The organism is Acidisoma cellulosilyticum, from assembly GCF_020621385.1.
In the GTDB taxonomy this organism is placed as follows: Bacteria; Pseudomonadota; Alphaproteobacteria; order Acetobacterales; family Acetobacteraceae; genus Acidisoma; species Acidisoma cellulosilyticum.
The window spans coordinates 122,935-132,187 of sequence record NZ_JAESVA010000014.1; the positions used below are offsets into that span (position 1 = coordinate 122,935).

Below are 9,253 nucleotides of genomic sequence, written 5' to 3' on the forward strand. Positions count from 1 at the left end.
TCCTCGGAAGAAGGGAGAGCCAATGGCCGAGACGAGCCAAGACCCCGCACCGCTGTTTCGCGCCGCCATCCAGGCGCTGGCGAAAGGCGACCCGGCGGCCGCGAGGTTGCTGCCCGCCCTGGACGCTTTTCCGGACTTCGCGCCCGGCTGGCTGGCTTTGGCGTCCGTGCTGCGGGACCGTGGGCAGTCTCAGGCCGCGGCGCTGACATTGCTGCGCGCGGTCCGCGCGGCTTCCGCGACCCCGGCCATGCTGCATCAGGGCGGCCAGGCGTTCGCCCAACTCGGCCAGCGGGACGCGGCGATGTCAGCGTTCCGTCGCGCGGTGGCGCAGGACCCCGGTTTCGCCCCGGCCTGGTATAGCCTCGGCCTCGCGCTCCAGGATTGTGCCGCATGCGCGGAGGCTGCTGCGGCTTTCGAACGGGCTTTTGCCCTCAAGCCTGATTTCCATGAGGCCGCCTTCAATGCCGGTGTGGCCTGGCAGGGGGCGGGGGAGATGGCGCCTGCGATGGATGCCTATGCGGCTTCCTATCGCCTGCGGCCTGACAGTTTCGGCCGTATCGCCCAGGCGCTGATCGCGGCCCCCACGGGCGCGCTGTGGCTGCGCCCCTCAGCCCTCCGCGCTGTCCTCGACAGCCGTGCCGCCGCCTGATCGGGCGGCCCGGAAATCTTTCCGATAGACCCCGCTCTGCGTCAAAAGCTTCTGCGCTGTCTCATCATACTGGGCTGTCTCGGCCTTGGTCATCGGCGCGTAGTCGAGACTGAAAGCCTCCCGCTGCACGGGGATGCATTGGGCGATGGGCGTGCCGCGCGGCAGGGTTCCGGAAAAATCCGGGTCCAGCCAGACGGCGGGGAACAGGATGCCGACATCATGAAAGCGGTCGGCATCGACCAGGCCCGACAGCAGCCGAAAGGGCAGATCGGCGCGGTTCGCCGGGTGCATGGCGAACAGTGAAAATTTGTCCGGCAGTTCGACGGTCCAGAAACTGTTGAATTTGACGATGACCTGATCGGGCGACCAAAGCGGTGTGCCCTCAACCTGGGCCGGGTGGTGAAAGCTGATCGGGCTTTTGGGGTGATGCTGGGCGGCCAGCCCCGGCAGATCCCAATGCCAGGTCATCTGCCCTTGTTCGACCATGACATCGCAAGGCAGCGGGATGGTGAAGCCATGGCTCATCGCGTCAACGAAAGGCGGGCAGTGTTTGACGGTGCGCACCGCCTCGCCATGCATGTCCGAAACCGCATGGCGCGGCATTGTTTTCAGCCAATCGGGCAAGGACTGTCGGGCCGGCACGGGGCGCGGCAGATGGTCGATCAGCGCCGGATCGCAGCGGAATAGGACCCGCATGGGCGGCTCAGCCGTCTTCGGGCAAGGTGGCAAGCTTCACGGCATGCAGCCAGCCACGATATTTCGCGGCCCGCGTCGCCTCGTCCAGACCGGGCGTAAAGCGGCGGTCCACCGCGCGGCTGCGGGCGAATTCCGCCGGTTCGGGATAAAGCCCGGCATCCAGACCGGCCAGATAGGCCGCCCCCATGGCCGTCGTTTCCCGAAATTCCGGGCGTTCCACCGCATGGCCCAGCATGTCCGCCAGGAACTGCATCGTCCAGTCGCTGGCCGACATGCCGCCGTCGACGCGGAAGGCCAGATCCTCGATCGGCTCGCCGTAATCGGCCAGCATCGCCTGCAGCAGATCGCGCGTCTGATAGCCGATGCTTTCCAGCACGGCGCGCGCCAGTTCCCGCTTCGTCGTGCCGCGGCTGATGCCGCTGACAAGGGCGCGCGCGTGGCTGTTCCAATGCGGCGCGCCGAGGCCGGTGAAGGCCGGCACCAGATAGACGGATTGTCCGGGGTCGGCGGCCTCGGCCAGCCGTCCGGTCTCGGCCGAGTTCTCGACCAGGCCCAGCCCGTCGCGCAGCCATTGCACGCTGGCCCCGGCCGAAAAGATGGAGCCCTCCAGCGCATAGGCGCGCTCCCCACCGCGGGCCCAGGCAATGGTCGTCAGCAACCGGTGGCGGGATTGTTTGGGCTTGTCGCCGATATTGAGCAGCACGAAACCGCCGGTGCCATAGGTCGCCTTCACCGTGCCGGGCGTGAAGCAGCCTTGGCCGATCAAGGCCGCCTGCTGGTCGCCGGCAATGCCGCGAATGGCGATGGGACCGCCGAAGAAATCTGGCTGCGTGGTGCCGAAATGGCCGGCGCAATCGCGGATCTCCGGCAGCAGACTGCCAGGGATATTGAATAGTTTCAGCAGGTCCTGGTCCCAAATGCCGGTGCGGATATCACACAGCAGCGTGCGGGATGCATTGGTTGCGTCGGTCGCATGAACCTGCCCGCCGGTCAGGCGCCAGAGCAGAAAGGTATCGACCGTGCCGAAGGCAAGCTTGCCGTCCTCCGCCTGGGCGCGGGCGCCCGGCACATGATCCAGCAACCAGGCGATTTTGGTGGCCGAGAAATAAGGGTCCAGACGCAGCCCGGTGCGTTCGGCCACCAGCGGGCCGGCGCCGTCCGTCTCCAACTGCTCGCAGAACTCCGCCGTGCGGCGGTCCTGCCAGACGATGGCATTGGCGATGGGGCGGCCGGTTGCGCGGTCCCAGATCAACGCCGTCTCGCGCTGATTGGCGATGCCGAGGCCGGCGATATCGCTGGCCGTCAGGCCCGCTTCGGCGATGGCCGCGCGCGCGGTGCCAAGCGTCGTCGCCCATAGCGTCTCGGGATTGTGCTCAACCCAGCCGGGATGAGGGAAAATCTGTGGGAATTCTTCCTGCGCGCTCGCGACGGGCTTCATGGCCGCATCGAAGACGATGGCGCGGGTCGAGGTGGTGCCTTGGTCGATGACCAATATGTGCGATGGCATGGGCGGCATCCGTCTCCAGAGTCTGTCAACACCAGCCCAAATCATCGCCCAAAAACAGGTCATCCCCGGCCTTGTGCCGGGGATCCATAGGTATAGGCGCCGCGAGAACTGGATCCCCGGCACAAGGCCCGGGATGACGAAAATCAGATGCCTTCATCTGACCGGGATCTACTCAAACGTCAGGTGGGAAGGGGTGTTCGGCCCCTTCCCGGTTAGGCAAGGCGAAGTCTAGCAGTAAGCGTCTTATTTCGTCGCGGGCTGCCAGCTCTTGATCAGCTCATCGTAATCCACCGTCTGGCCCGGCGGCTTCTCATTCGCAAGCTTGCGCTGCGGGGCAAGGTTGCCGTCCTTCTCAGCCTGCTGATACCAGTATTCGGCCGATTGCGGCTTGTTCATCAGCGGGCCGCGATCGCCCTGCACGCCGGAACGCTGGATGCGGGTCATGATCGCATCCTGATCGCGCGCCAGCCCGTCCATCGCCTGTTGCGGGGTCACCGAACCCGCGATGGCGTTGGACACGTTCTGCCACCAGACCTGCGCCATCTTGCCGTAGTCGGGCACGTTGACGCCGGTCGGGGTCCACTGCTTCACCGCCGGGCCGCGATAGAATTCGACAAGGCCGCCCATGCTGGGCGCCGCCTGCGTCATCGCGTCCGCGTCGATATCGCTCTTGCGGATCAGATGCTGCGTGGTCAGCGATTTCTTCAGGCTGATGGTCTTGGACACGCTGAACTGGGCATAAAGCCAGCCGGCCTTGACCTTCTCCATCGGCGCGTATTTCAGCATCGTCCAGCAGCCGCAATCCTGGTAGCCGAGCTTCATGCCCTCTTTCCAGTAAGGCCCATGCGGAGACGGCGCCATGCGCCATTTCGGCGTGCCGTCCGAATTCATCATCGGCGAGCCGGGCTGGTTCATGGTCGCGGAGAAGGTCGTGTACCAGAAGATCTGCTGCGCGATATGGCCCTGGCCCGGCACCGGCCCGGCTTCCAGGAAGTCCATGCCGGCCGCTTCCGGCGGCGCGTACTTCTTCAGCCACTCGACATATTTGCTCAGCGCATAGACCGCCGCCGGGCCGTTGGCGTCACCGCCGCGCGTGATGGAGGAGCCGCGCGGCCGACCGTCCACGTTGCGGATACCCCATTCATCGACCGGCAAACCGTTCGGCAACCCGCGGTCACCCGCACCGGCCATCGACAGCCAGGCGTCCGTGAAGCGCCAGCCGAGCGACGGGTCCTTCTTGCCGTAATCCATATGGCCGTAGACGCGCACACCGTCGATTTCCTTCACGTCATTGGTGAAGAAATCCGCGATATCCTCGTAGGCGGACCAGTTCACCGGCACGCCCAGCTCATAGCCGAACTTCGCCTTGAACTGCGCCTTCAGTTCCGGACGCTTGAACCAGTCATACCGGAACCAATAGAGGTTCGCGAATTGCTGATCGGGCAGCTGATACAGCTTGCCGTCCGTGAAGGTGCCGAAGGACAGACCGACGAAATCCTTCAGGTCCAGATTGGGGTTGGTGACGTCCTTGCCGTTATTCGCCATGAAATCGGTCAGCGAACCGTCGACGATGTCGTTGTAGCGCGGATGCGTGCCGATGAAGTCCGAATCATTCATCCAGAAATCATAGATCGGATGGCCGGACTGCATCTCGACTTCGATCTTATCGACCAAAAGACCTTCATCCATCAGGTCGTGATTGACCTTGATGCCGGTGATCTCGGCGAAGGCCTTGGTCAAAACCTTGGATTCGTACTGATGGATATTGAGGATTTCGGAAACGCAATTGACCTGCATGCCCGCGAAGGGCTTAGCCGCGTTGATGAACCATTCCATCTCGGCCATCTGGGCATCTTTGCTCAGGGTCGAGGGCTGGAATTCATTGTCCACCCACTTCTTGGCCGCATCCATCGCCTGGGCGTGGGATGGCGTCGTATGGGTCAGGATCGCGGCACTGGCGGCTGCCGCCGCGCCGCTTTTGAGGACGTCTCTTCTTTTCACGTTTCTTGTCTCCTCTTCTGCCGGTGCCCGGCATGCCATCATGCAGGGTCGTTGGTCCCGGCTTATTATTTACGCGAAACGGAACATCGCCACCCCATAGAGAAGCGAGATCCCCGTCGGGTAGTAGAGATTGTCCCCACCTGTGATCCTGATCCACAGCACGAAGATGATCGCACTACCGATGAGCGATACGAAAAAGCGGTCGCCTCTGGTTGTCGGGAACCCCAATATGCCGCGCTTCGGCGTTTCCGGCCGATAGACCGCCAGCAGCGTCAGGATCACCAGACAGACAAAGATCACCGCGAAGAAGCCTGCCGTGGCAGGGGTCCATGCCATCCAACCGAACATCGTCCTTCTCCCCTGACCTATACCCGCCCGAGGGCGAAGCCCTTGGCGATGTGGTTGCGCACGAACCAGATGACGATCGCGCCGGGGATCATGGTCAGCACGCCGGCCGCCGACAAAAGTCCCCAATCCATGCCGGCCGCCGAATAGACCTGCGTCATGACGGATACGATCGGCTTGGCATGGATCGTCGTCAGCGTCGTTGCCAGCAACTGCTCGACCCAGGAAAACATGAAGCAGAAGAAGGCAGCGACGCCGATGCCATTGGCGATCAGCGGCAGAAATATTTTCACGAAGAAGCGCGGGAAGGAATAGCCGTCCAGCGCCGCCGTCTCGTCGATCTCACGCGGAATGCCGGAAATGAAGCCTTCCAGAATCCAGACCGCGAGAGGAACATTGAACAGGCAATGAGCAAGCGCCACCGCCCAGACCGTATCGAAAAGCCCGACGGAATAATAGAGGTTGAAGAAGGGCATGGCAAAAACGGCGGGCGGCGCCATCAGGTTCGACAATAGCCAGAAGAACAGATGCTTGTCGCCGATGAAGCGGAAGCGGCTGAACGCATAGGCGGCGGGCAGGGCCAAGCTCACCGAGATGACGGTATTCAGGCAGACATAGGTGAGCGAGTGGATAAAGCCGCCGCGCCACACGGGATCGAAGAAGATATGGGCATAGTTCATCAAGGTCGGATGGTGCGGCCAGAAGCTGAGATGGCCGGTGATTTCGGCATTGGTCTTGAAGCTCATATTCACCAGCCAATAGATCGGCAGGAATAAAAGCAGCAGATAGGCGGTGATGGTGATGGTGCGGGGTTGGATGCGCATCACACACCCTTTCTCTGGTCAAGCTGGGTCATGATCGTGAAGAAGACGTAGCAGATCGTCAGCGTGATCAAGTAATAGACGATCGACATGGCGGCCGCATTGCCGAGATCGACCTGCCCCAGCGCGATCTTGACGAGATCGAGGGACAGGAAGCTGGTCGCCTCACCGGGGCCGCCACCCGTCACGACGGACGGTTCCGTGTAGATCATGAAACTTTCCATGAAGCGCAGCAGCACGGCGATTACCAGAACCTTTTGCAGCTTCGGCAATTCGATATTGCGGAAGACGGACCAGCGGCTGGCGCCGTCGATTCGCGCGGCCTGATAGAAGGCATCGGGAATGGCCTTCAGGCCGGCATAGGACAGCAGCGCGATCATCCCCGTCCAATGCCAGACATCCATGATCACGATGGTCGCCCAGGCCGAGGTCGGGTCCTGCGTATCATTGTAGTGGATGCCGATGGCGTTGAGCGCCGCACCCAGAAGCCCGATATCCTGGCGGGCGAAAATCTGCCAGATGGTGCCGACGACCGTCCAGGGGATCAGCAGCGGCAGGGCGATCAGAACCAGGCTGGCGCCGACTTTCCAGCCCTGTTTCGGGATGCAAAGGGCGACGGCGATGCCCAGCGGCAGTTCCAGACAAAGGATGACGATCGAAAAGATCAGGTTGCGCACCAGGGCGCTGGCAAACCGGCCGCCGATATCGCTCGTGGGGTCCAGCAGACCCTGAAACCAGGCGACGCCGTTCCAGAAGAAGTTGTTCTGGCCCATCGTGTCCTGCACGGAATAGTTCACGACCGTCATCATCGGGATCAATGATGAGAACAGAACGACGACCAGAACCGGCACGACAAAAAGCCAGGCCCGGTTATTCCATGGTTTGTCCATCATGCGCGCTCTCCCTCGACACGAAGGTCGTCCACGAAAAGATGCAAATGCCCGGGCTCGATAATCAGGCCGGCAGTGTCGCCGGGCGAAAGATCGGCTTCATGCGCCAAGGTCGCGATCGCTTCCTGCCCACCGACGGAGATGCGGGCCAGGCGACGGCGGCCGAGGTCTTCCACCTTCAGCACGCGCACGGGAATGCCACCCGTTTCATGCAAGGTCGCGTAATCCGGCCGGAAGCCGATTTCGATTTTTCCGGCATTCGCGGGAGTCGCGTAGCGCGCGCCGAGATCGAACACGGTGCCGGCCACATTGGCTTCGTGTCCCGCGACGGTCGCGGGCAGAAAGTTCATGCCCGGACTGCCGATGAAATAGCCCACGAAACTATGGGCCGGGCGCTCGAACAATTCGGCCGGCGTGCCGATCTGCAAGACCGCGCCGTCCTTCATGACGACGACTTCATCGGCGAAGGTCAGCGCCTCGACCTGATCATGCGTCACATAGATCATCAGCAGGTCCAGCGCCTGATGGACGGATTTGAGTTTGGAGCGCAATTCCCATTTCAGCGCCGGGTCGATCACCGTCAGCGGTTCATCGAACAAAACGGCGGAGACATCGGACCGCACCAGGCCGCGCCCGAGCGAGATCTTCTGCTTGGCGTCCGCTGTCAGCCCGCGCGCACGGCGGCCCAGAACCGGCTTCAGGTCCAGGAGTTCGGCAATCTCGTCCACGCGGCGTTTGATGGCGCCCTTTTCCATGCCGCGATTCTTCAGCGGGAAGGCGAGGTTTTCGGCCACCGTCATGGTGTCGTAGATGACCGGGAACTGGAAAACCTGCGCGATATTGCGCTTCTCGGTCGGCAGGCGGGTGACATCCGCCGTATCAAATAGCAGCCGCCCCTCGGACGGGATGACAAGGCCCGAAATGATATTTAGCAGCGTCGTCTTGCCGCAGCCGGAAGGGCCGAGCAGTGCATAGGCGCGTCCATTCTGCCAGACATGGTTGATCGGCTTCAGCGCGTAATGCGGTGCCGCGCCTGGCGCACCGGGATAGGCATGGGCAATATGGTCGAGGGTGATGCTGGCCATGATTGCCTCCTCAGACCAAGACAGCGGCGCGGGTCGCGCGCGCTTCGGGGGCACGAACCAGTTTGCCGCTCGCGTCGAAGACGAAGATGCGCGCTGGGTCGATACGAATTTCGGCAGGCGCGCCCGGCTTCCAATCATGCACGCCGAGCACGAGGCTGACCCAGGTGGCCGTCCCGATATCCAGATGCACGAAACTTTCGGACCCGCTGATTTCCGTCACGGCCACCTTGCCCGCAAAGGTCAGCGGCGCGCCGGAGATGGGGCCGAGCTTTGCATCCTCCACCCGGAAGCCGATGCGATAGGTTCCGTCGGCCAGGTTCGGCAGCAGCGCGGTCGCATCCACGCTGCGTCCGTCCGGCAGGGTCGTCTTGTGGCCGGACAGTGTGGTCGTGAATTCGTTCAGCGGCGGGTCCGAGAATACGCGGGCGGCGTCGATATTGGCGGGAAAGCGATAGACGGCGGGGGTCGGCCCCTTCTGCGTCACGCGGCCCTGCCACAGGGTCGCCGTGGTGCCGCCGAGCAGGAGAGCTTCGGTCGGTTCGGTTGTGGCATAGACCAGAATGGTGCCGGTGGCGGCAAACAGCTTCGGCAACTCCTCCCGCAATTCCTCGCGCAGCTTGTAATCGAGATTGGCGAGCGGCTCGTCGAGCAATACCAGTTCCGCGTGCTTCACCAAGGCGCGGGCGATTGCCGTGCGCTGCTGCTGCCCGCCCGAAAGCTGCGCGGGAAGGCGCTGCAAAAACGGATCAAGCCGTAAAACCCTGGAGGCTTCCTGCACGCGCTTTTCGATTTCGGCTTTCGGCAGACCGACAACGCGCAGCGGCGAAGCGATGTTTTCGTACACCGTCAAAGACGGATAATTGACGAATTGCTGATAGACCATGGCGACGCTGCGGCGCCGCACCGGCACTTGCACGACAGATTTGCCGTCCACCAGAACGTCGCCGCTCGTGGGCTTATCAAGCCCGGCCATCAACCGCATGAGGGTCGTTTTGCCGGCGAGCGTGGGCCCGAGCAGAACGTTCATCGTGCCGCGTTCGAAATTCAGTGACACATCATCGATGATGACGTCCTGGCCTTGTTTCAGGCTGATATTGCGTAATTCAAGGCTCAAGCGACGGGCTCCCTTGTCGGGATGATCTGGTTCAAGGCTTGGTCGATCCTCTCGGCTTCGGCCTGGGAGATACGCAGGCCGAGTTTGGATCGGCGCCAGAGGATGTCCTGGCTGGATCGGACCCATTCATGGGTGACGAGGTAGT

General features: G+C 62.6%; 9 protein-coding genes. 1 reads left to right on the top strand and 8 read right to left on the bottom strand.

All coding sequences use genetic code 11. The features are described 5' to 3' along the window. Positions 1 to 22: 22 nt before the first annotated feature. Complete coding sequence (locus ACELLULO517_RS25475; protein WP_227310268.1) at positions 23 to 649, top strand: tetratricopeptide repeat protein; 627 nt, start codon at positions 23 to 25, stop codon at positions 647 to 649. Here the strand turns inward: ACELLULO517_RS25475 and ACELLULO517_RS25480 are convergent. The 8 genes from ACELLULO517_RS25480 to ACELLULO517_RS25515 all read right to left on the bottom strand — a co-directional run bounded on the left by ACELLULO517_RS25480 (position 608) and on the right by ACELLULO517_RS25515 (position 9,108). Then, entirely contained in the window at positions 608 to 1,345 is a 738-nt protein-coding gene (locus tag ACELLULO517_RS25480; RefSeq protein ID WP_227310269.1) for a hypothetical protein, read from the bottom strand. The genes ACELLULO517_RS25475 and ACELLULO517_RS25480 overlap by 42 nt on opposite strands. Before the next feature lie 7 nt (positions 1,346 to 1,352). Next, positions 1,353 to 2,852, bottom strand: coding sequence for a glycerol kinase GlpK (glpK, locus tag ACELLULO517_RS25485; RefSeq protein WP_227310270.1), 1,500 nt, complete (start codon positions 2,850 to 2,852; stop codon positions 1,353 to 1,355). A 243-nt stretch (positions 2,853 to 3,095) separates the two neighbouring features. Continuing rightward, positions 3,096 to 4,853 carry an ABC transporter substrate-binding protein gene (locus ACELLULO517_RS25490; protein WP_406566298.1) on the bottom strand — a complete coding sequence of 586 codons (1,758 nt, stop codon included), beginning with the start codon at positions 4,851 to 4,853 and terminating at the stop codon, positions 3,096 to 3,098. A 69-nt stretch (positions 4,854 to 4,922) separates the two neighbouring features. Then, positions 4,923 to 5,201, bottom strand: a complete 279-nt coding sequence (locus ACELLULO517_RS25495) for a DUF2160 domain-containing protein (RefSeq protein ID WP_227310271.1) — start codon at positions 5,199 to 5,201, stop codon at positions 4,923 to 4,925. A 17-nt stretch (positions 5,202 to 5,218) separates the two neighbouring features. Beyond that, positions 5,219 to 6,022: a carbohydrate ABC transporter permease gene (locus tag ACELLULO517_RS25500; protein ID WP_227310272.1), complete on the bottom strand. Its 804-nt coding sequence runs from the start codon at positions 6,020 to 6,022 to the stop codon at positions 5,219 to 5,221. Then, complete coding sequence (locus ACELLULO517_RS25505) at positions 6,022 to 6,912, bottom strand: carbohydrate ABC transporter permease (protein ID WP_406566299.1); 891 nt, start codon at positions 6,910 to 6,912, stop codon at positions 6,022 to 6,024. Before ACELLULO517_RS25505 ends, ACELLULO517_RS25500 begins: the two co-directional genes overlap by 1 nt. Further along, the gene (locus ACELLULO517_RS25510) at positions 6,909 to 7,994 is read right to left on the bottom strand and encodes an ABC transporter ATP-binding protein (protein ID WP_227310273.1); all 1,086 of its coding nucleotides are present in this window, start codon (positions 7,992 to 7,994) and stop codon (positions 6,909 to 6,911) included. Before ACELLULO517_RS25510 ends, ACELLULO517_RS25505 begins: the two co-directional genes overlap by 4 nt. Before the next feature lie 10 nt (positions 7,995 to 8,004). Beyond that, complete coding sequence (locus ACELLULO517_RS25515; RefSeq protein WP_227310274.1) at positions 8,005 to 9,108, bottom strand: ABC transporter ATP-binding protein; 1,104 nt, start codon at positions 9,106 to 9,108, stop codon at positions 8,005 to 8,007. Positions 9,109 to 9,253 lie beyond the last annotated feature (145 nt).

Excerpts from the sequence above, each read along its gene's own strand:
- ACELLULO517_RS25495 (WP_227310271.1), bottom strand. The coding sequence starts at position 5,201 with ATGTTCGGTTGGATGGCATGGACCCCTGCCACGGCAGGCTTCTTCGCG.
- ACELLULO517_RS25505 (WP_406566299.1), bottom strand. The coding sequence starts at position 6,912 with ATGATGGACAAACCATGGAATAACCGGGCCTGGCTTTTTGTCGTGCCG.
- ACELLULO517_RS25510 (WP_227310273.1), bottom strand. The coding sequence starts at position 7,994 with ATGGCCAGCATCACCCTCGACCATATTGCCCATGCCTATCCCGGTGCG.
- ACELLULO517_RS25480 (WP_227310269.1), bottom strand. The coding sequence starts at position 1,345 with ATGCGGGTCCTATTCCGCTGCGATCCGGCGCTGATCGACCATCTGCCG.
- glpK (WP_227310270.1), bottom strand. The coding sequence starts at position 2,852 with ATGCCATCGCACATATTGGTCATCGACCAAGGCACCACCTCGACCCGC.
- ACELLULO517_RS25475 (WP_227310268.1), top strand. The coding sequence starts at position 23 with ATGGCCGAGACGAGCCAAGACCCCGCACCGCTGTTTCGCGCCGCCATC.
- ACELLULO517_RS25500 (WP_227310272.1), bottom strand. The coding sequence starts at position 6,022 with ATGCGCATCCAACCCCGCACCATCACCATCACCGCCTATCTGCTGCTT.